Source organism: Methylobacterium endophyticum (genome assembly GCF_050591105.1).
Classification (GTDB): Bacteria; Pseudomonadota; Alphaproteobacteria; order Rhizobiales; family Beijerinckiaceae; genus Methylobacterium.
The window spans coordinates 123,254-142,988 of sequence record NZ_JBNHES010000001.1 but is presented as its reverse complement, the minus strand read 5'-3'; the positions used below and the strand labels follow the sequence as shown (position 1 = coordinate 142,988).

Annotated in this window: 17 protein-coding genes; 10 read left to right on the top strand and 7 right to left on the bottom strand. The window is 72.3% G+C overall.

The window, feature by feature from the left end; all coding sequences use genetic code 11:
* Positions 1 to 19 precede the first annotated feature (19 nt).
* From ACP56T_RS00665 to ACP56T_RS00655, 3 genes are all read right to left on the bottom strand, one after another.
* Positions 20 to 919 (bottom strand): efflux RND transporter periplasmic adaptor subunit, encoded by a 900-nt coding sequence (locus tag ACP56T_RS00665; RefSeq protein ID WP_430910200.1) that lies wholly within the window; start codon positions 917 to 919, stop codon positions 20 to 22.
* A gap of 53 nt (positions 920 to 972) precedes the next feature.
* On the bottom strand, positions 973 to 2,817 hold the full coding sequence (locus tag ACP56T_RS00660) for an AsmA family protein (RefSeq protein WP_430910199.1): 1,845 nt from the start codon (positions 2,815 to 2,817) through the stop codon (positions 973 to 975).
* A 195-nt stretch (positions 2,818 to 3,012) separates the two neighbouring features.
* Positions 3,013 to 3,903: an acyl-CoA acyltransferase gene (locus tag ACP56T_RS00655; protein WP_430910198.1), complete on the bottom strand. Its 891-nt coding sequence runs from the start codon at positions 3,901 to 3,903 to the stop codon at positions 3,013 to 3,015.
* 268 nt (positions 3,904 to 4,171) lie between these two features.
* Here ACP56T_RS00655 and ACP56T_RS00650 point away from each other — a divergent pair, with 268 nt between their 5' ends.
* Positions 4,172 to 5,494 carry an MATE family efflux transporter gene (locus ACP56T_RS00650; RefSeq protein WP_430910197.1) on the top strand — a complete coding sequence of 441 codons (1,323 nt, stop codon included), beginning with the start codon at positions 4,172 to 4,174 and terminating at the stop codon, positions 5,492 to 5,494.
* 16 nt (positions 5,495 to 5,510) lie between these two features.
* On the opposite strand, the gene ACP56T_RS00645 is transcribed toward ACP56T_RS00650, so the two are convergent.
* Positions 5,511 to 6,671 carry a glycosyltransferase gene (locus ACP56T_RS00645; RefSeq protein WP_430910196.1) on the bottom strand — a complete coding sequence of 387 codons (1,161 nt, stop codon included), beginning with the start codon at positions 6,669 to 6,671 and terminating at the stop codon, positions 5,511 to 5,513.
* 194 nt (positions 6,672 to 6,865) lie between these two features.
* Between ACP56T_RS00645 and ACP56T_RS00640 the strand changes: the two genes are divergently transcribed.
* Together ACP56T_RS00640 and ACP56T_RS00635 are read left to right on the top strand one after the other, a co-directional pair.
* The gene (locus tag ACP56T_RS00640; protein ID WP_430910195.1) at positions 6,866 to 8,050 is read left to right on the top strand and encodes a DUF1972 domain-containing protein; all 1,185 of its coding nucleotides are present in this window, start codon (positions 6,866 to 6,868) and stop codon (positions 8,048 to 8,050) included.
* Between the two features lie 11 nt (positions 8,051 to 8,061).
* The gene (locus ACP56T_RS00635; RefSeq protein ID WP_430910194.1) at positions 8,062 to 9,309 is read left to right on the top strand and encodes a glycoside hydrolase family 5 protein; all 1,248 of its coding nucleotides are present in this window, start codon (positions 8,062 to 8,064) and stop codon (positions 9,307 to 9,309) included.
* On the opposite strand, the gene ACP56T_RS00630 is transcribed toward ACP56T_RS00635, so the two are convergent.
* Together ACP56T_RS00630 and ACP56T_RS00625 are read right to left on the bottom strand one after the other, a co-directional pair.
* Positions 9,275 to 10,600: a VpsF family polysaccharide biosynthesis protein gene (locus tag ACP56T_RS00630; RefSeq protein ID WP_430910193.1), complete on the bottom strand. Its 1,326-nt coding sequence runs from the start codon at positions 10,598 to 10,600 to the stop codon at positions 9,275 to 9,277. The genes ACP56T_RS00635 and ACP56T_RS00630 overlap by 35 nt on opposite strands.
* A complete protein-coding gene (locus ACP56T_RS00625) occupies positions 10,597 to 12,705 on the bottom strand; it encodes a GumC family protein (protein WP_430910192.1) in 2,109 nt (702 codons plus the stop codon). The genes ACP56T_RS00630 and ACP56T_RS00625 overlap by 4 nt, the downstream gene beginning before the upstream one ends.
* A 300-nt stretch (positions 12,706 to 13,005) precedes the next feature.
* Between ACP56T_RS00625 and ACP56T_RS00620 the strand changes: the two genes are divergently transcribed.
* The 7 genes from ACP56T_RS00620 to ACP56T_RS00590 all read left to right on the top strand — a co-directional run bounded on the left by ACP56T_RS00620 (position 13,006) and on the right by ACP56T_RS00590 (position 19,528).
* A complete protein-coding gene (locus tag ACP56T_RS00620) occupies positions 13,006 to 14,520 on the top strand; it encodes a glucosamine inositolphosphorylceramide transferase family protein (protein WP_430910191.1) in 1,515 nt (504 codons plus the stop codon).
* 206 nt (positions 14,521 to 14,726) lie between these two features.
* Positions 14,727 to 15,278: an iron transporter gene (locus ACP56T_RS00615; protein ID WP_430910190.1), complete on the top strand. Its 552-nt coding sequence runs from the start codon at positions 14,727 to 14,729 to the stop codon at positions 15,276 to 15,278.
* Between the two features lie 7 nt (positions 15,279 to 15,285).
* Complete coding sequence (locus ACP56T_RS00610; protein WP_430910526.1) at positions 15,286 to 15,621, top strand: cupredoxin domain-containing protein; 336 nt, start codon at positions 15,286 to 15,288, stop codon at positions 15,619 to 15,621.
* A gap of 3 nt (positions 15,622 to 15,624) precedes the next feature.
* A complete protein-coding gene (locus ACP56T_RS00605; protein ID WP_430910189.1) occupies positions 15,625 to 17,031 on the top strand; it encodes a 4Fe-4S binding protein in 1,407 nt (468 codons plus the stop codon).
* A gap of 34 nt (positions 17,032 to 17,065) precedes the next feature.
* Positions 17,066 to 17,890, top strand: coding sequence for an FTR1 family iron permease (locus ACP56T_RS00600; protein WP_430910188.1), 825 nt, complete (start codon positions 17,066 to 17,068; stop codon positions 17,888 to 17,890).
* Between the two features lie 92 nt (positions 17,891 to 17,982).
* Positions 17,983 to 18,540: a LemA family protein gene (locus tag ACP56T_RS00595; protein WP_430910187.1), complete on the top strand. Its 558-nt coding sequence runs from the start codon at positions 17,983 to 17,985 to the stop codon at positions 18,538 to 18,540.
* Between the two features lie 10 nt (positions 18,541 to 18,550).
* Positions 18,551 to 19,528 carry a M48 family metallopeptidase gene (locus tag ACP56T_RS00590; RefSeq protein WP_430910186.1) on the top strand — a complete coding sequence of 326 codons (978 nt, stop codon included), beginning with the start codon at positions 18,551 to 18,553 and terminating at the stop codon, positions 19,526 to 19,528.
* An 8-nt stretch (positions 19,529 to 19,536) separates the two neighbouring features.
* On the opposite strand, the gene ACP56T_RS00585 is transcribed toward ACP56T_RS00590, so the two are convergent.
* Positions 19,537 to 19,710, bottom strand: coding sequence for a hypothetical protein (locus tag ACP56T_RS00585; RefSeq protein ID WP_430910185.1), 174 nt, complete (start codon positions 19,708 to 19,710; stop codon positions 19,537 to 19,539).
* Positions 19,711 to 19,735: the final 25 nt, after the last annotated feature.

Here is a 19,735-nt window from a genome sequence, read left to right as displayed (position 1 = left end):
CTCGGGCCGCCCCGATCCCTCACTTCGCCTTGATCTCGGCCTTGATCTCGATCGGCTTGACCGGATCGCCCTCCCGGACGAACGGGCCGGCGCGGACCACGACGCGGTCGGCCTCGCCGACGCCGGAGCGGATCTCGGCGTTGTCGCCCGACAGGAGGCCGACGGCGACCTGGCGCGATTCGATGCGGCCGTCGCTGACCACCTGCACGATGGTGGCGTCGGATTCGTACATCACGGCGGAGTAGGGCACGCCGACGCCGCAGCGCTTGGCCACCACCACCACGCCGCGCGCGAAGGTCCCGACGCGGACCTCGCCCCCGGCGAAGAGGCCGATGCGGACCCGGCCGAGCTGCGAGGCGGCGTCGGCCCCCGATTCCACGCGCAGCACCTTGGCCGCCATCTCCGGCAGGCCGAGGGGGCGCACGGTCACGTCCTGGCCGGTGGCGAGCTTCTTGAGATCGGGCAGGGGCACCTCGGCCTGAAGGTCGAAATCGCCGCCGACGACGATCTGGAACAGCGGCCCGAGCCGCGAGGAGGCCGGCATCCCGACGACGGCGCCGCTGCGCAGGAGGATGCCGGAGACCGGCGAGCGCACCGCCACCGAGGTCGCGGCGCCGGAGCCGCCGTCGAGGGGCTGGAGCCGGGCGAGGACCTGTCCGGCCGTGACCTCGTCCAGCGGGCTCGCCAGAACCTGCGTGACCTTGAAGCCCTCGCGCTCGGGCCCGACATCGGCCTGCTGGCGCGGCACCAGCGTGCCCGTGACCTCGACTCGGTCCTCGAAGCACATGCTGCGCGCCCTGGTGACGCTCACAGACAGGACGTCGGCGCGCCCCTCGTCCCCGGCCGCGCGGGCCCCGGACGGACAGGAAAGCGCGAGCGCGGCGAGCGCCGAGGCGAGACGAAGCAGCGGCCGCCTCATGCCCGAACCCCTTCGCCCATCGCGGTCCTCTCGCTCCAAGATGCTGCGTATTCTCACGGCCGTCCGGCGCCCGGACGCCCCTGCCGCGGGGCTGGCTTCTGCCCCATCAGCGCATCGAGCAGGCCCCCGAGGCCGCCCTCGCCGAGCGGGTCGCCGTCCGGCCCCGCATTACCCTGTCCTTGGCCCTGGCCCGGCGAGCCCCTGCCGCCGAGCCCCTGGCCGCCGAGGATGCTGCCGCCGAGCTCCTGGAGCGCGCCGAGGGCGCCCTGCGGGTCGTTCATGACGCCCGAGAAATCCGCCGACACCGCCGGTCCGGTCCAGGGGCCGCTGACATGGACCGGGACGCTCAAGCCCCCGCGGCCGTTGGGGCGGCTGCGCCCCGGCACGGCGAGGGTCGGCTTGAGCTGCATGTCGAGGCTCCTGCCGACGAGGTCGATGCTGCCGGCGCCCTTGGCTTCGAGCAGGTTGGTCTTCAGCGCGAGATCGTCGGTGACGGCCTTCCCGTCCGCGACGCGGAAGGAGCCGCCGAGGCTGCTGAACGCGGTCACGAGCCCGCTGGCGCGCTCGCCGGAGGCGTTGTCCAGGGGGATCAGCCCGGCGAGGCTCGCCACGTCGAGCCCGTCGATGCGCCCGTTCGCCAGACGGATGTCGGCGGCGCCCTTGGCCCCCTTGAGGATGGCGTCGAGGCTGAGCCCCTGCGCCTGCACGTCGATCCGCGCCGTCCCCGTCCCGTCGATGGCGCGCACGCCCGCGAGGTCGGAGAGCAGCGGGGCGGCCCGGATATTGGTGAGCGACAGGCTGACCTGATGCAGCGCGTCCCCTTTGCCGGCCGGCGCCAGGACGTAGCGGGCACGGGCCCCGCCCTCGTAGACGCTCTCGGCGGTGAAGGCCGCGTCGAGGCTGCCGTCCTTCACGGCGATCTTGGCGGCGACGCCCTCGACGCTCATCGGCCCGACGGCGAGGCGCCCGACCGAGAGCGCGGCGGCGGCATCGAAGGTCGCGAACCATTTGGGGTCCGGCACGATGTCCGTCCGCACCGGCACGACGAGCCCCGCCCCGCCCGAGCGCGGCCGGCTGCCGGCTGCGGCATCCGCGTCGGTGAGGGCCAGCGCCTTGAGCCGCAGGTCGAGGCCGAGGCGCGGGCGCGCGCCGCCGTCCTCCACCGAGACGAAGCCGGAGAAGGGCTCGCCGTCGAAGGTGCCCGTCACCCCGTCGAGCTTCAGGCCGCCGGGAAGCTGCACGGCGGTGGCGCCGGCCGCGAGGGTATGGCCGCCCGCCCTCGGCGTCACCGACAGGCGCAACGGGCTGGAGCCGGAGGCCGCGAGGTCGAGCTCCATGGCGGCGGCGTAGTCGCGCCCGTCGAACCCGGCGCGGATCGCCGTGCGGCCGGCATTGGCGCCGAGATCGATGGCGGCGTCGGCCCTGGCCAGGGTGAGGACGAGCACCGTATCGGCGTCGGCCAGCGCCGCATCGGCGCCCTCGAGGGCGATCTTGACGGCCTTGATCCCGTCGAGCGCCCGGCCGGGCTTCGTGCCCGACAGGCGAAGCGCCCCGTTCACGGGCAGGCGCAGGCGCAGATCGTCGATGACGGCGTGGACGGAGCCGGCGGAGGCGTCGAGCAGCAGGGCGAAGGCGCCAGAGAGACGCAACTCCCGGATCGCGGCGGAATAGCCGCCGGGCTCGTCCTTCGTCGCGATGTCGCGCAGGGTCACGTAGGGCATCGGCGACAGGCCGGCGCCGATGCCGCCCGCGACCCGCCAGGTCCGCCCGGTCTCGCGCGAGAGGCGGCTCTCCACCTCCGCGACGATGCGCTGCGACAGGAGCGGCCAGGCCACAGCCCCCGCGACGGCGAGGCCGGCGACGAGGGCACCGGCCACGAGGGTCGCGCGGAGTCTCATGATACGCGCAGGGCCCGAGTCATCGTCGTCATGGCGTCCTGCGGCGGCCGCGTCTGCCGGCCCCCCGGCCGCATGCGTCCGGTTAGACGATGCGGACCCGACTCCGTCAAGCCGAGGGAGCCGCCGGCGCGTGTGCAGTGTTACGCCGTTTCCACAAGCCGAGACCGGCGCGGCTCGTCTTGCCTGTACTCGGGCTCAGGAGCCGAACAACGGCGCCTCGGTATAGGAGAGGTCGCCGAGGCGGGGCGTGTCGAGCCCCTTGGCGTATTTCGGCATGCGCCCGGCGAGGAAGCGGCCGGGCAGTCCGGGCAGCGGAGCGTTGGCGTCGACCATCATCGCGAGCATGCCGCGCCGCGCCAGGAAGCGGCCGAGGGGGCGGGCGAAGCGGGCGAGATCGGCCGTGTCCCGGCAATAGACCACATGCGCGACGGGCACGCGCCCGCCGGCCACGCTCCGGCGCAGGAACAGGAAGGGATGGGCGCGGCCGTCCGCGACGCACCAGACGGGCAGGCAGTCGAAGGGGGCGTGGTCGCGCATCACCGCGAGATCGGCGGGATCGACGGCCACGCCCGCCGGCGGCTCGCCCTCCACCACGCGGACGCGCCGGGGCGCATGGAGGGCGGCGAGGGGCGCGCAGAAGAAGACGCCGTCCGCGTAGCGCCGGAACCCCTGCGCCTCGATGGTCGGGCGGGTATGGCGCTGCGAGGAGATATTGACATAGGTCACGCTCTTGTCGCGCGTGGCGGCGGCGACGAGCAGCGGCGCGTAGCTGCGGAAATCCGGCTCGACATACCAGCTCGACAGGTTGCAGCGGGCCGGCCCGAGCGCCTGCGGCCGGAGGATGGCGAGAAGCACGCCCACCAGCTCACCGGCGGATTCGAGCACGAGGCCCGGCGCCGGAAGGCCGTTGCCGGCGGCATAGGCCGAGAGGAGGGCGAGGACCGCCGCCCAGGAGGCGGCGTCGCGCTGCGGGAAGCCGCGGGCGAGAAGCGCGGAGAGGGGGCCGGCATCGGCATCGGTCATGCGACGGCAGCGCACGCCGGGCCGCTTCGGGGCGGCGGGCAGCGGGACGGGACTGTCCTGCACGGGCACACCGCCGGCGGACGGGTCGTCACGACCGGGCGAGAAATGTCCCACAGTATCCACGTCAGTCCCTTTCCGAGACGGATGACCGCGCGTCGGCGCGTCTCGAAGCCCGACCACGCAACGGCGAAGCCACGGCCCGCAGGTTGCAATCCTCACCCCAGCACAAGCTCAAGTGTCGCATCGCAGGACAGTTCTGTTCCATGACCCGCTCAGACCGGACCGCCTCGCCCCCGCCGCCCGTCCCGCCCCGCACGGGGGAGGACGCGTGATGCGGCTCAAGCCCGGCGGCCTGTCGGCCCGCTTCGCCGTGATCCTGTCCGGCGAGCTGATCCAGAGCCTGTTCCATTTCGCGGTGAACGTCGCGCTCGTGCGCGAGCTCAGCGCGCACGATTACGGGCTGTTCGCCATCGTGTTCACGGTGGGCGGCATCGGCATCACCTATATCCGCTCCATGGTCGCGGTGCCGGCGACGCTCTTTCTCTCGCGCAGCCTCGGCCGCGCGGCGGAACTCGGGCACGACGCCACCTTCGGCGCCGCCGCGACCCTCGTCGCCACGGGGATGGGGGCGCTGGTCGCCGCCTTCCTGGTGCCGGAGCTCGGCACGGGCGCGGCCATGGGCGGCCTGTTCATCGCCCTCTACGCCTTCCGCAGCTATCTGCGGATCGTGCTGCTCGCCCGCGCCTCCTCCCGCATCGCCGGCCTGAGCGACATCGCCTACGCGCTGTCGGGGGCGGTGTTCGGCGGGATCATGCTGCTCGGGCCGGGGGGCGGGGTGACGCTGCTCGACCACGCCTTCCTGGCGCTGGCCTCGGCCCATGCGGTGGGCATCGTGGTCGCCTACGGCGCGCTGCGCCAGCCGGTGCGCCTACGCTTCCGCCCGAGCCTGCGCCGGCGCTACGCCAGCATCTGGCCGACCCTGGTCTGGTCGCTGGTCGGCATCACCTCGACGAACATCCAGGGCCAGGGGCTGACGCTGCTCTTCGCGCTCATCGCCGGCCCGGCGGCCTACGCGCCGATCGCGGCGACGCTGGTGCTGTTCGCGCCCCTGCGCATCCCGACGAACGCGCTCACCAACATGGTGCTTCCCGAGATCACCACGCTGCTCGCCGAGCGCAAGCTCGACCGAGCCCGCCATCTCGTGATCCGCAGCACCGTCATCATCGGGCTCGGCTGCATCGTATACGGGGCCGGCATGTGGCTCTGCCTGCCGGCGATCGAGCACTACCTGTTCAAGGGCCGCTTCCTGCACGAGCCGATGAACCTCATCGGGCTCGGCGTCTGGAGCGTGGTGACGGCCTCCCTGCTCTACGCCATCCCGCGCGCCTTCCTGGAGGCGGCGGCGGCCTTCCGGGCGATCGCCTACGGCGCGATCGTCAGCGCCGGGCTCGGCTTCGCGGTGATGATCCCGATCCTGATGACGACCCTGCCGGCCTATGCGCTGATCGGCCTGCTCGTCTCGGAGATGGTGACGGCGGTGTGGTGCGCGCGCGCCTTCGCCATCCGCTCCCTCGGCGCCGGGCTGCCCGCCGCCTCGCCGATGGAGGCCGCGCGCGTCGACGTCGACCCGCTGCCGGCCGGCACCCGTGGCTGAGCCCGTCCGTCCCGCCTCAGGGCGCGGCGGCCGGGAGCGGCCGGGCCGCCGCCGGAGCGGCCCCGTCGCGCACCGCCGTCAGCATCGCGACGATGCCCTCGGCGGCGGCGGATTCGGCGAAGACCGTCTCGTAGCGGGCGCGGGCGGCGGCGGGGTAGGCGGCCCAGGCCGCCGGCTCCGTGACGATGCGCGCCAGCGCCTCGCTCAAGGCGTCGGCGCGTCCCGGCGGCACGATCCAGCCGGAACGCCCGTCCTCGACGATCTCGGTGAGGCCGCCGATATTCGAGACCAGCGCCGGGATGCCGTGGGCCAGCGCCTCGATGGCGACGCGGCCGAGGGATTCGGGCAGTTGCGAGGGCACCGTCACGACATCGGCCCAGCGGTAGAGCGGGGAAGGGTCGTCCACGAAGGGCGACAGGCTCACCACCGACCCGAGCCCGGCCGAGGCGACCTGCTCGGCCAGCGCCCGCTCGCGCGCCTCGTCCTCGAAGGCGCTGCCGACGATGCGCACCTCCAGGCGGGCCTTCACCTCCGGCGGCAGGAGGCGGATCGCCTCCACCAGCACGTCCTGACCCTTGATGCGGCTGATCCGGCCGAGCATCAGCAGGCGCAGCGGGCGCGAGCCGTCATAGCGCGCGGCGTTCGGGCGCTCCGGTCCGGCGATGCCGTTATAGACGACCCGCGAGCGGATCGTCTCCGGCAGGCCGTAGGCGCGCTTCGTCGCGTTGGAGTTGAAGATGATCGCCGCCCCGCTCCAGCGGATCAGCGTGCGCAGCACCGCACGGGTGGCGCCTTCCGGGATCTCGTGCACATGCAGCAGCACGCGGCCGGGGCAGAGCCGCGCCGCGAGCAGGTAGTCGGCCACCACGGTGGTGTTGACATAGGTGAGGTCGCTCGCCCGGATGCGGCGCAGGGCGCGCCCCATCGCGAAGGGCAGGCGCAGCATGCCGAGGGTGGCGAGCCTCGGCAGCTCGCGCCGGCGCAGGATCCAGAGCGGCTCGAACACGATCCGCGAGGGGGCGCTCCCGAGCTCGGCCACGATCGGCCCGTCGCGCGGCAGCACCACGTCGATCTCGGCCTCGGGGAAGGCCGCCCGGATCACGCGGACCGATTCGCAGAAGCTGCGGTCGGAGCCGTAGAGCTCGTAGCCCTGGTGGACGCAGGTGATGCGCCTCATCGCTGCGCTCCTTCCGCGCGTCCGCCGTCCCGCCCGTCCTACCGGGCAAACGTGAAGGCGCCGCTAAGCCGGCGGCCGGGGGTCGGTAGAGCGCAGCGCGCGCCGATCCGCGCGGATGTCGTAGGCTGCGTTGAAGCTCCCGTAACCCGGACGGCGTATGACAACCGCCCTGCGCGCGCATGAAGGATGACACGGTGTCGGAAGCGAAACCCACGGTCCTGATCCTCGGGACGCGCGGAATCCCGGCCTCGCATGGCGGGTTCGAGACCTTCGCGGAGAAGCTCGCCCTGCATCTCGCCGGGCGCGGCTGGAACGTCGGCGTCTACTGCCAGAAGGACGTGGAGGCGGTCGGCCAGCGCATCTCCTCGTCGCGCTGGAACGGCATCGAGCTCATCACCATCGAGGTCGTCGACAGGGGCCCGGTCTCGACCCTCGAGTTCGACTGGCTCTGCACCGCCGACGCCGCCAAGCGGGACGGGGTCTGCCTCGTGCTCGGCTATAACGGCGCGATCTTCCTGCCCTGGCTGCGCCTCGCCGGCCGGCCGATCCTGACCAACATGGACGGGATCGAGTGGAAGCGGCCGAAATGGTCGATGCCGGTGCGCGCCTGGTTCTGGCTGAACGAGTGGATCGCGGCCTGGTCGTCGCACCGGCTCGTGGCCGACCATCCGGCCATCGCCGACCACCTCGCCACGCGGCGCCCGCGCAGGGCCATCGTCACGATCCCCTATGGCGGCGATCCGGTCGGCACCCCCGATCCGGCGCTGGTCGAGGCCATGGGCCTGACGCCGGACCGCTACCTCATCTCGATCGCCCGCATCGAGCCCGACAACAACATCCTCAGCTTCGTGGAAGCATTCTCGCGCAAACCGCGCGGCATGACGCTCGTGGTGCTCGGCGAGCTGGCCCTGAACCGTCCCTATCACCGCAAGGTCAAGGACGCCGCGAGCGACGAGGTGATCTTCCCCGGCGCGATCTACGATTCGGCGCTGGTGAAGGCGCTGCGCTACCATGCCCGCGCCTATTGCCACGGGCATACGGTGGGCGGCACCAACCCGTCGCTGGTGGAATCGCTCTGGGCCGGCAACGCCGTCATCGCCCACGACAACGCCTTCAACCGCGGCACGGCGGGGGAGGGGCAGCTCTACTTCTCCGACGTCGCGACCTGCGAGGCGCATATCGCGTCCGTGATCGACGGCGAGGCGGTCGTCGCCGGAGCCCGCGAGGCGGCGCGCGCGCAGGCGCTGCGCTTCGACTGGCCCTCCATCCTCGGGCGCTACGAGAGCGAGATCCGGGCGCTCGGAGGCCACAGCCCCGCGATCGCCGCCGATCCCGAGATGGGCCGCCTGTCCGGCGGCGTGCCGACCCGCATCGGCTGACCGCGAAGGCCGTGACCGAGCCCCACCGCCGCGCCCTGATCCTCGGCGGCCTCGCCGCCTCGCTCGCCGCCCCGGCAAGAGCGGCGGAGGCTCCGGCGCCGATGGCGCTGAAGCGCGGCATCAACGTCTGGCCCTGGTTCTCCCTGACCCGCGAGCTGCCGGCGCCGCGCCGGGACTACGACTGGCCGCCCTTCCAGACCGACAGGCCGGTGCCCACCGCCGCCGACATCCGGCAGCTCGCGGCGGCCGGGTTCGACTTCGTGCGCCTGCCCCTCGACCCCGGCCCGTTCCTGGCCTTCTCCGGCGCGCAGCGGGAGATCCTGCTGGGCGAGGTCGGCACCGCCGTCGACACGGTGCTGGCCACGGGGATGAGCGTCGTCCTCAACCTCCAGGGCAACGCCGCGACCCACTACTACACGCCGCAGAATCTCTACGGCTCCGAGCGGGCGCCGCTGCTCGCGCCCTTCCGCGCCCTCGTCGCCACCTTCGCGAAACGCTTCGGGACCCGCGCGCCCGGCCGCATCGCCCTCGAGCCGGTGAACGAGCCGCCCCAATCCTGCGGCGCGGGAAGCTGGGAGCGCATCCAGCACGGCCTCCTCGACGCGGCCCGCAAGGAGGCGCCGGGGCTGACGCTGATCGCCACGGGGGCCTGCGGCAGCATGGTCTCGGGGCTCGCCGCCCTCGACCCGACGCCGCTGAAGACGCTGGCGCCGCTGCTCTTCACCTTCCACTGCTACGAGCCCTACCTGTTCACGCATCAGGGCGCGCCCTGGGTGAACGAGCCCGTCTACCGCTCGCTGACCGGGGTGCCCTGGCCGGGCGCGAAGGGCACGCTGGAGGAGACGCTGTCGCGGGTCCGGGCCCGGATGCGGGCGGACACGGAGCGGACCGAGGCCGAGAAGAAAGCGGCCTACGCGACGACGCAGGCCAAGCTCGCCGAGTATTTCGCGGCCGCCCCCGACCGGGGCTTCATCGACCGCGTCTTCGCGCCGGTCCTGGCCTGGGCCGACATCTACGCGATCGCGCCCAAGCACATCCTGCTGGGCGAGTTCGGGGCGCTCAAGACCGACGCGCGCTACACCGCCTCCGACGCCCCCGACCGGGCCCGCTACCTCAAGGACATGCGGGAAGCCGCCGAGGCCGCCGGCTTCCCGTGGGCGCTCCACAACCTGTTCGACGGCTTAGGGATCATGGACGAGGCGAGCCGGCGCCTCGACCCCGCGATCATCGCCGCGCTCGGCTTGACGCTGCCGCCCTGATCCGGCTCTCCACGGCGGGCCGGTAGAGCACCAGCAGCATCAGCGCGAACTTCGCCAGCATGGTGGTCTTGCCCCCTAAGCTCTCGAAGCCGTTCACCAGGATCACGAAGGCGATGATCGGCAGCGCCAGCCCCGGCCGGCACGCCTTCGCCACCTCGCGCAGGAACAGCGTGATCGCGACGATCTCGACGCCGGTCATGAAGGCGCCGTGGTAGAGCACGTTGTGGATGATCGGGTTCTCGATGCCCCATTCGAGCCCCTCGATCCGGCGCAGGGACTCGACCAGTTGCAGGTCCGGCCCGACGACGATGTCCCCCAGCGTCAGCCGGTCGAAGATCGAGAACATGCCGACGCGGGCGGCGGCGCTGCCGCCGTCCGACACGAACCGGGCCATCAGCGCGTCGAAGAACCCCGTCGCGGCGAGCGCCCCGATGCCGATGGGCACCAGCGTGACGAGGAAGACCAGCGCCGCCGCCCCGAGGATCGGGATGCGGCCCGAGATCAGGGTCCGGTGGAGCGGGATGAAGGCGTAGGCTGCCCCGAAGACGAGCGCGATCACCGTCGCCGAGCGTCCGCCGAAGGTCACGAGCGCCACGAGCTGCACCCCGATCATGGCGATGCGCTTCACGGGGGAGAGCGTGCCGCCGCCGGTGACGAGCATCAGCACGTAGCAGGCCGTCATGGTGGCGTTGGCGAGCGGATGGCCCTGGAGCGCGGCCGAGCGGGTGTCGGTCTCGAAGACCTGGCCGTCGAGGCGGAAGGGGAAGAAGCGCTGCCCGGAGGCGAGTTCCACCAGGCCGAGCACGGCGTTGGCGAGCATCACCGCATGGACCAGCCATTCGAGCCGCCGCATGGTGGGCGCGTCGCGGTCCGCCATCAGGACGATCACGAGGCCGGGCAGCACGAAGGTGTCGATGGAGCCCGCGAGCCCGGCGCCCCCGCGCGCCGCGATCAGCAGCAGCAGGACGACGCCGCAGGCCGCGATCAGCACGCTCGCCGGATGCGTCCTCACCGCTCGGGCCGCGTAGGCGACGGGGTTGCCGGCGCGCAGCATGACCCAGCCGAGCAGCAGGACCGCGAGATAGGTCGAGGGGTGGATCTTCTGCGGCGCGGAGCCGGTCAGGCCCTCGTAGTTCAGGCCGATCGTCCAGAGCATGCCGCCCGAGACGCCGAGCACCAGCACCGCGAGCAGGTAGAGCCCGAGCGTCTCGATCCGGGAGGCGAGGCCCGAGCGCCGGGGCGCGGCGCGGGAGAAGGGCACCTCCCCCCGCAGGCCGGCGCCCAGGCTCACGCGGCGGCCCGTCCGTCGACGAGCAGCGAGGCCGAGACCGGCCGGGCCAGGGCGACGGCGGCGTCGACGATGCTGAGGAGGTCCCGCTGGCGGGTCTGGCCGTTGCGGACCACCACCACCAGCCGGTCGGCGGCCGCCGCGATCGGGCCGATGCGCAGGTTCTCGGACAGCGTGCCGCCGTTGACGAGGATCAGGTCGAAGCGGCTCTTCACGGCGAGCAGGAAGCGCTCGACGTTCTCGTGCTGGAGCGCGTCGCGCAGGGGCTTGCCGGTCCGGCCGAGCCCGAGCCGGCGGGCGCCGGTCACGGGGTCCTGGGTCGAGACGGCGTGCAGGCTCTCCTCGCCGCGCAGGATGTCGAGCAGGCCGCCGTCGCGCGGGTCGGCGCCGCGCATATCGGCGTCGATGACGAGCACCCGGTCGCCCCGCGCCACGGCGACGGCGGCGAGCAGGTCGATGGCGCTGCGGCGGTCGGCGGCGTCGGCCGAGCCGGAGGTGACGACGACGCTCAGCGAGCGGCTCTCATGCGCCCCGCGCCGGCCGCCGGAGAGATGGTCGAGGGCGAAGCTCGCCGCCGTCGCGCTGCTGCCGTCCGCCGGGCGGCGCAGACGCGGCAGCATCGCCACCACGGGGGCGTGCGAGAGCCGTTCGAGCTGGTTGCGCGAGAGCACGGTGGGCTCGACATATTCCTTCATCAGCGCAAGGCCGACGCCGAGGCCGGCGCCGCTGGCAAGCGCCGCCATGATGATGAAGAACCGCGGCGGCCAGCTCCGATCCTGCGGCGGCTGGGCCCAGGAGATGACGCGGGCGTTGGTGGTGTCGACGCCGGCCTGCTCCTTGATCTCGCGGGAGCGCAGCAGGAAGCTGTTGTAGACGGCCCGGCTCGCCTCGACCTCGCGCTCCAGCTCACGCAGGCGCACGGTCGATTTCGCGGTGACGGCGGAGACCTTCTGGAGGCGCTCCAGTTCGGCTGCCGCGGTGGCCTCGTTCGCCTGGGCGCGCTGGTACTCGGTCTGCGCGGCCTCCGCGATGCGGTTGAGCTCGGCGTCGATCAGGCGCTTGACGTCGGCCATCTGGGTGCGCGTCGCCGCGATGAAGGGATGGCGCTCGCCCAGATTGGTGCGCAGGTCCGCTTCCTTGCTGGCGAGCTCGGCGTATTGCGAGCGCAGGCGCTCGATCACCGTCGACTGGATCGCCTCCGGCGTGGCGCCCGACATTGCCCGGCCGCGCGCGTCGCGGATGCCCTGGAGGCGCGCCTTGGCCTCGGCGGTGCGGCCGCGCGCCGCCACCAGCCGGGCGTTCGATTCGGTGAGCTGCTGCTCGCCCACGAGCCGGCCGCTCGACGAGATCAGGCCGTTCTCGGCCTTGAAGGCCTCGAGCTTGTCGTCGGCCTTGTTGACGGCGGTGCGCAGGTCGTCGAGCCGGGCGCGCAGGTCGCCCGAGGCGCGGTCGGCGGCCTGGGCGCGCGCGCTCGTCTGGTCGGCGAGATAGGCCTTGGCGATGGCGTTGACGATGCGGGCCGACTTGTCCGGGTTCTTGGTGGTGACGATCACGTCGATCACGAAGACCTTGTCGGCGCGCTTCACCGCGAGCTTGCGGCGGAGCGCATCGAGGGCGCGCTGCTGCGGGTCGACGCCGGGGGCGCCCGCGTCGCCGAACAGCCTGGCGCGGAGGGAGCGGACCGTGCTCGCCACGAGCCCGTCGGCCGGCGCCCCGAATTCCGGATCGGTCGCCAGCCCGGTCTCGGCCACGGCACGCCCGAGCACGGCCTCCGACTCGATGACGCGGACCTGGCTCTCCACCTGCGTGACGCCGCCGTCCGGCGAGAGCGCACCGGGATTGACGTCGTTGGTCACGACCTGGCGGTCGCGCGGGTCGACGAGGATCTGCGAGACGGCCGTGTAGAGCGAGGGCGTCAGGACGGCGTAGAGGGTGGCGAGCAGACCGAGCAGCGCCGCCGTCCCGAGGATCAGGGCGCGCCGGCGCAGGAGGATGCGGCCGAGATCGGCGACGTCGGCGGTGGTATCGGTCGAGCCGGAATGGAACGGCTCCGCTCCGGGCGGCTCCATCCAGTTGGCGACGGCGATGGGTCTGTCGATCTGTGTCACGCCTGACCATCGTTGTTTCAGGGTGGGTCATCGGGACGACCCTCTCCCCGTACACTGCAAGAGACGCACGCGATGCCGGCGACAGCCTGTCCCGCGCAGTAGCGGACCCGCGACTAGTGTGTCACCAACTCCAACGCAGCCTTCTCGACACTGTGCGTAACACGACAATGGGCAAGTTCCGGTTACGCGGCGGAGAGCCCCCGCGAATAAACGCTCGTTATCCTTTGTCGATTCTATAGAAGCGTGACGGTGAACGGCGGGTCGGACGCGCCGGGAAACGCCGCCGGGGGGTGGGGCAGGATGCGGGTCAGGGTTCGTCTCGACGGGAGCAGGCCACGGCGCTGGCACGTCCTGCTTCTCGACCGGATCGCGCGGCGGGACGGCACCACCGTCGAGGTCGATGCGCGCCCCGGCCCCGCCGGCTGGCCCGACAACGCGGACCTGCTCTTCTCGCTGGAGGCCCTGCTGGCGCGGGTGCCGCGCGTCAACGCCGCCGCCCCCGCCGAGGACGGGGCGCTCGCCGCCCATGCCGGACACGCGCAGGGACGGCCCGACCTGATCCTCGACCTCTGCGGAGACGTCCCGGAGGACGCCGCCGACAGGGTCGCGCGGCTGACCTTCGACGGCGGCGCGGGCGAGCCCGCCCTTCTGGCCAGCCTTCTCGCCGGCAAGACGCCCGTCGTCGCCTTCGTGGAGGGAGGGCGCGTCCTCGCCTCCGGCCGGGTCGGCACCGAGCGGCGCGGGCTGGTGCTGCCCTCCTTCTGCGATGCGCTGATCCGGGCCCTCGCGTTCCTGCCGGCCGTCCTCGCGGGCACCCCCGGCACCGGAGCCGGCGCCGTGTTGCCGGCGGCGGCAGCGGTTCCCGTCCTGTCGTCCCACGGGGTCGGACGCTACGGGGCGAAGCTCGCCGCCCGCTTCGTGATGCAGCGCCTCTATCACCTCTGCTACCACGCCCCCCACTGGCGGGTGGGCTGGCGCCGGCTCGACGGGCCGGACCTGATCGACCTGCGCCGCCATCCGGCCTCCGGCTGGACGGACCTGCCCGACGACGGCCTGCGCTTCTACGCCGATCCCTTCCCGATCGAGCGGGACGGCGAGCGCTTCGTGTTCGTGGAGGAATATCCCCACGGCACGGGCAAGGGCGTCATCTCGGCGCTGCGCTTCGGGCCCGAGGGGCCGCGCGGGCGCCCCGAGCCGGTGCTGGAGGAGGCGCACCACCTCTCCTATCCCTTCGTGTTCGCGCGCGAAGGCGCGCTCTGGATGGTGCCCGAGAGCGGGGCCGGGGAGAGCATCGACCTCTACCGCGCCACTGCCTTTCCCGGCGGCTGGGTCAAGGAGGCGACCCTCGTCTCCGGCCTCGTCGCGAGCGACGCGACCCTGCTCGAGCATGGCGGCCTGTGGTGGATGTTCGCCACCGTCTGCGACGCCCGCGCGCAGGCGCCCTATGGCGGCGGCTCCTTCTCGGACGCGCTGCATCTCTGGTCGGCGCCGGATTTCCGGGGGCCCTGGACGCCGCATCCCGCCAACCCGGTCCTCGTCGACATCGCCTCCGCCCGGCCGGCGGGGCGGATCGTGGCGCGGGACGGCAAGCTGATCCGCCCGGTCCAGGACTGCACGCTCGGCTACGGCAATGCCCTGGCGCTGGCGCGCATCGACCGGCTCGACCGGGAAGGCTACGCGCAGACCGTCGAGACCGTGCTGCGCGCCGGCCCGTCCTGGCGCGGCTCGCGCCTCCACACCCTGAACCGCTCGGAGAATTTCGAGTTCATCGACGGCTCGGACCGCGCCCCGCGCATACCGGGCCTGCCGCGCTGAGGCCGCGGCCCGGACGCGCGAAGAGTGAGCCCCGCACCGGGATGTTCGGCCACCCTCCCAGTCGAAAGCGGCGGCATTTCATGCCTTGGCCGCCGTTCTACAGGAGCGATGCATGGGCGATACTGGAATTAGAATGATTCCGATCTAGGAATGTGACGTCTTTGCCTCTTTCAACGCGGTGCGCCGGGGTCTAATCGACCTCCATCATGCGCAACGCCGCTTTCCGCCTCGGCCTCGCCGCCGCCCTCGCCCTGTCGTCCGTCGCGGCGCTCGCGAAGGAGACGCCCATCGGGCCGCATGTCGTGAAGAACGGCGTCGAGGTCGGCGCCGTCTATCTCCAGCCCATCGAGATGGACCCGCCGGGCATGATGCGCGCGGCGGCCGAATCGGACATCCATCTCGAGGCCGACATCCACGCCGCCAAGGACAACGCCAACGGCTTCGCCGAGGGCGACTGGGTGCCCGCGCTGGAGGTGAGCTTCGAGCTGACCAAGCTCGAGGGCGACGCGCCCACGGGCACGAAGATCTCCGGCAGCCTGATGCAGATGGTCGCCAATGACGGGCCGCATTACGGCGACAACGTCAAGCTCGCCGGCCCCGGCCGCTACCGCCTGAAGCTCACCGTGGCGCCCCCCGGCCCGCATTCGCATTTCGGCCGCCACGTCGACAAGGAGACCGGCGTCGCCGAATGGTTCAAGCCCTTCGACCTCGTGCAGGACTTCACCTTCGCCGGCACCGGCAAGAAGGGCGCCTACTGACGTGGGCCTGCGCCGCATCCTTTTCGCGATCGCTGCCGCCCTGGTGCTGCTCGCGGGGCACGCCCCCGCGCGCGCCGACGACATGCCGGTGATCAAGGTCGAGATGCGCGACGGGGTGATCGTCCCCTCGGTCATCGAGGTCCCGGCCAACACCCGCTTCAAGCTGGAGATCACCAATACCGGCACCACGCCGGTGGAGTTCGAGAGCACAGAACTCAAGCGCGAGAAGGCGCTCGCCGCCGGCGCCACCTCGTCCATCGTCTTCCGCACCGTCGATCCGGGCAGCTACGCGGTGTTCGACGACTTCCATCCCGAGGCCAAGGCGACCCTGGTGGCGAAGTAGGGCATGGCCGGCATCGCCGCCCTCGGCGTCCGCGGCGACGCCTGGATCGACGTCCGGCTCGCGCGGGCCGGGGATTGGCTGCGCCGGCACGGCGCCGCCGTCCGCGCCGTGCAGTGGGTCATCGTCGCGGTCTACCTCGTGCTCGTGGCGGTGCCGGCCTTCCTGCCGCTGCCCGAGCGCACGGCGCATATCTGGGACAACCTGACGCTCGCCGCGCAATTCGCCTTCTGGGGCATCTGGTGGCCCTTCGTGCTGGTGAGCATGGTGCTCGTCGGGCGCGTCTGGTGCGGGGTCATGTGCCCAGAGGGCACGCTCACGGAGGTCGCAAGCCGCTGGAGCCTCGGGCGCGCCGTGCCGCGCTGGCTCACCTGGAACGGCTGGCCCTTCCTGGCCTTCGCCGGCACCACGGTCTACGGCCAGATGGTCAGCGTCTACGGCTATCCGAAGCCGGTGCTCGCCGTGCTCGGCGGCTCCACCCTGGCGGCGGTGGTCGTGGGGCTGCTCTACGGCCGCAACAAGCGGGTCTGGTGCCGCTATCTCTGCCCGGTGAACGGCGTCTTCGCGGTTCTTTCCAAGCTCGCCCCGGTCAGCTTCCAGGTCGACGGCGCCGCCTGGGCCTCCTCTCCTAAACCCCCGCGCGAAAAAGCGTTCAACTGCGCGCCGCTCGTGGCGGTGAAGCAGATGAAGGGCTCGGGCGCCTGCCATATGTGCGGGCGGTGCAGCGGCTATCGCGGCGCCGTGCGGCTGGCGCGACGCTCGCCCAACCACGAGATCGTGCATGTGGCCGGCCACGAGCCGAGCCGCGAGCAGACGGTGCTGATCCTGTTCGGCATGAGCGGCCTGGCGGTCGGCGCCTTCCAGTGGTCGTCGAGCCCCTGGTTCATCGCGGCCAAGCAGGCGCTCGCCACCTGGCTGATCGAGCGCGGCGTCTCCTGGCCGCTGGAGACCAGCCTGCCCTGGTTCGTGCTGACCAACTATCCCGAGCACAACGACGTGATGACGCTGCTCGACGGCGTCCTGCTGCTCGCCTACATCGCCGCCGCGACGGTGGCGATCGGGCTGGCGCTGTCGGTCCTCGCCGGTCTCGCGACGCGGGCGCTCGGGCCGTGGTCGGAGGCGCGCTTCCACCACCTCGTGCAGACGCTGATCCCCATCGCCGGCTGCGGCGTCTTCCTCGGGCTCTCGGCGCTCACCGTCACCTTCCTGAAGGGCGAGCGCCTCCCGGTGCCCTACGTCCCCGAGATGCGCGCCGCGCTGCTCGCCGGCGCCACCCTGTGGAGCGGCGTGCTGGCCTGGCAGGTGGCCGGGCTCACCTCCGGCGGCCTGCGCCGGATCGCGGCGACGCTCGCCATCGTCGCGGCGGCGGGGGTGAGCGTGGCGAACTGGGTGCTGCTGTTCTGGATCTGGTGATGCGCGCGCCCGCCCAACCCAAAGGAACCCGCGCATGATCGGCGCCTTCATCATCGCCTTCCGCGAGGTCATCGAGGCCGGGCTCATCGTCGGCATCGTCATGGCCGCGACCCGTGGCATCCCCGGACGCGGCCGCTGGATCGGGCTCGGCCTCGTCGGCGGATTGGCGGGGGCCGCCCTGGTCGCGCTGTTCGCGGAAAAGATCTCCGATGCCTTCGAGGGCACCGGCCAGGACCTGCTCAATGCCGGGGTGCTGATCTTCGCCGTCGCGATGCTGATCTGGCACAACACCTGGATGGCCAAGCACGGCCGCGAGCTCGCAGGCGAGTTGCGCGCGGCCGGCGAGGCGGTGCGCAGCGGCCGGAGCTCGGCCGCCGCGCTTGCCATCGTCGTCGGCGCGGCGATCCTGCGCGAAGGCGCGGAACTCGTCCTCTTCCTCTACGGCCTCGTGGCCTCCGGCGCGTCGAGCACCGAGTTGCAGATCGGGGCGCTGGCCGGCGTCGGCGCGGGGGCACTGCTCTCGGCGGTGAGCTATTTCGGGCTCGCCGCGATCCCGAGCCGCTACGTCTTCTCCGTGACGAGCGCGCTCATCGTGTTCCTGGCGGCGGGGCTGGCGGCGCAGGCGGCGCAGTTCCTGTCGAACGCGGGCGTCGTCACGGTGCTCGACCAGACGCTCTGGAACAGCTCCGCCTGGCTCCCCGAGAACAGCCTGCCGGGCCGCGTCCTCCACGCGCTCGTGGGCTACACCGACCGGCCGAGCGCCTTCCAGGGCCTCGTCTATCTGGCCACCATCGCCGTGATGCTGGTGCTGATGCGAGTCGGCGCCGCGGACAAGCGCCGGAGCGTCCGCACCGCCTGACCGCTCAGCGTGCCGGCCCGCACGGCGCGCCCGTCCCGGCATGCTAGAGCTTGCCGCGCGGCCGCTCGATGCCGCGCAGGGGAGCGATCGGGATGAAGTGGCTCGTCGTCGTCGCGCTGGTCGCGGCTCTGATCTGGCTCGTCGTGACCTATAACGGGCTGGTGGCGCTCCGGCAGCGCGTGGCCCAGGCCTTCGGCGACATCGACGTCCAGTTGAAGCAGCGGCACGACCTCGTGCCGAGCCTGGTGGAGACCGTGAAGGGCTACGCGGCGCATGAGCGCGGCACCCTCGACGCGGTGATCCAGGCCCGCAACGCGGCGCTGGGCGCGCAGGGACCGAACCAGCAGGCGCAGAGCGAGGCGGCCCTTCAGGGCGCCATCGGCCGGCTGGTGGCGCTGGGCGAGGCCTACCCGGACCTGAAGGCCAGCGCCAATTTCCAGGCGCTCCAGGGCGATCTCTCCGACATCGAGAACAAGCTCGCCGCCGCCCGGCGCTTCTTCAACAACACGGTGGCCGAGTACAACGCGGCCATCGCCGCGATCCCGGCCGTCCTCTTCGCCGGGCGCATGGGGTTCACGCCGCACGCCTTCTTCGATGTCGGCGAGACGCAGCGGCAGGCGCTCGACGCGCCGCCCCCGGTCGCGTTCTGAAAGAACGGCCATGCTGCCGGCTTTCGGCCTCTACACCCATGTGAGGGCGAACGAGGTCCGCTCTCGGGTCCTGGTGGCGAGCCTGTTCGGCCTCGTGCTGGTGCTGGCCTACGGGATCGCGCTCGTGATGCGCGGTCTCTCGGGACATCTGCCGGCGGGGATGCGGCCCGGTCTGTCGAGCTACCTGACGGCGGCCGCGCACGACCTGATCTGGCTGGCGCCGCTGAGCTTCGCCGGCGCCTTCCTTTGGCTGTTCGTGGCCTACCACATCCATCAGGCCATCATCGACCGGACGGTGGGCTCGGCGTCGGTGACGCGCGAGGAGGCGCCCCGGCTCTACCGGCTTCTCGAAAACCTCTGCATCTCGCGCGGGCTGCCGATGCCGGCCCTGCGGATCGTCGAGGATCCGGCGCTCAACGCCTTCGCCACCGGCCTCAACCCGCAACAATACGCGGTGACGGTGACGAGCGGGCTGATGGCGGCCCTCGACGACCGCGAGCTGGAAGCCGTGCTCGCCCACGAGCTGACGCATATCCGCAACGACGACGTGCGCACCATGATGATCGCCGTGGTCATCGCCGGCATCTTCGCCTTCGTCGGCGAGATGGCGTTCCGGGGGCCGTTCAGGGCCGGGGGCGGCGGCGACAGGAAGGGCGGGGCGCTGCCGGCGATCATCATCGGCTTCGTGCTGATCGCGCTGGTCTGGCTGCTGTCGCAGCTCATCCGCTTCGCCCTGTCGCGCTCGCGGGAGTACATCGCCGACGCGGGCGCCGTGGAGCTCACCAAGAACCCCGACGCGATGATCACGGCGCTCCTCAAGATCTCCGGCCGGGGGGAGCTGGCGCGCGCGCCGTCCGGCGTCATGGAGCTGTGCGTCGACAACCCGCGCTCGGGGTTCTCCGACCTCCTCGCGACGCATCCCTCCGTGGACGACCGCATCGCCGCGCTGACGCGCTACGCGGGCGGCCGGGCGCCGCTGCCGGTCTAAGGCGGGGCTCAGCGGGAGCCGGCCGCGTCCGTGCCGGCGGCGCCCGCATAGCAGCGGCGCACCGCCGCCCAGAAGGCGGCGACCTCCGCCTCGCCGTAGCGGGACAGCCGCTCCTCGAGCAGCGCCCGGCCTGCCACGGCGTCGGGCTCGCGTTCGACCTGTGCTTCCGTCAGGGCCTTCATGCGTGTCCCCCGCTGTCCTCACGGA

Coding starts and splice junctions, on each gene's coding strand:
- ACP56T_RS00665 (WP_430910200.1), bottom strand. CDS start 919: ATGAGGCGGCCGCTGCTTCGTCTCGCCTCGGCGCTCGCCGCGCTCGCG.
- ACP56T_RS00660 (WP_430910199.1), bottom strand. CDS start 2,817: ATGAGACTCCGCGCGACCCTCGTGGCCGGTGCCCTCGTCGCCGGCCTC.
- ACP56T_RS00650 (WP_430910197.1), top strand. CDS start 4,172: ATGCGGCTCAAGCCCGGCGGCCTGTCGGCCCGCTTCGCCGTGATCCTG.
- ACP56T_RS00645 (WP_430910196.1), bottom strand. CDS start 6,671: ATGAGGCGCATCACCTGCGTCCACCAGGGCTACGAGCTCTACGGCTCC.
- ACP56T_RS00620 (WP_430910191.1), top strand. CDS start 13,006: ATGCGGGTCAGGGTTCGTCTCGACGGGAGCAGGCCACGGCGCTGGCAC.
- ACP56T_RS00615 (WP_430910190.1), top strand. CDS start 14,727: ATGCGCAACGCCGCTTTCCGCCTCGGCCTCGCCGCCGCCCTCGCCCTG.
- ACP56T_RS00605 (WP_430910189.1), top strand. CDS start 15,625: ATGGCCGGCATCGCCGCCCTCGGCGTCCGCGGCGACGCCTGGATCGAC.
- ACP56T_RS00600 (WP_430910188.1), top strand. CDS start 17,066: ATGATCGGCGCCTTCATCATCGCCTTCCGCGAGGTCATCGAGGCCGGG.
- ACP56T_RS00595 (WP_430910187.1), top strand. CDS start 17,983: ATGAAGTGGCTCGTCGTCGTCGCGCTGGTCGCGGCTCTGATCTGGCTC.
- ACP56T_RS00590 (WP_430910186.1), top strand. CDS start 18,551: ATGCTGCCGGCTTTCGGCCTCTACACCCATGTGAGGGCGAACGAGGTC.
- ACP56T_RS00585 (WP_430910185.1), bottom strand. CDS start 19,710: ATGAAGGCCCTGACGGAAGCACAGGTCGAACGCGAGCCCGACGCCGTG.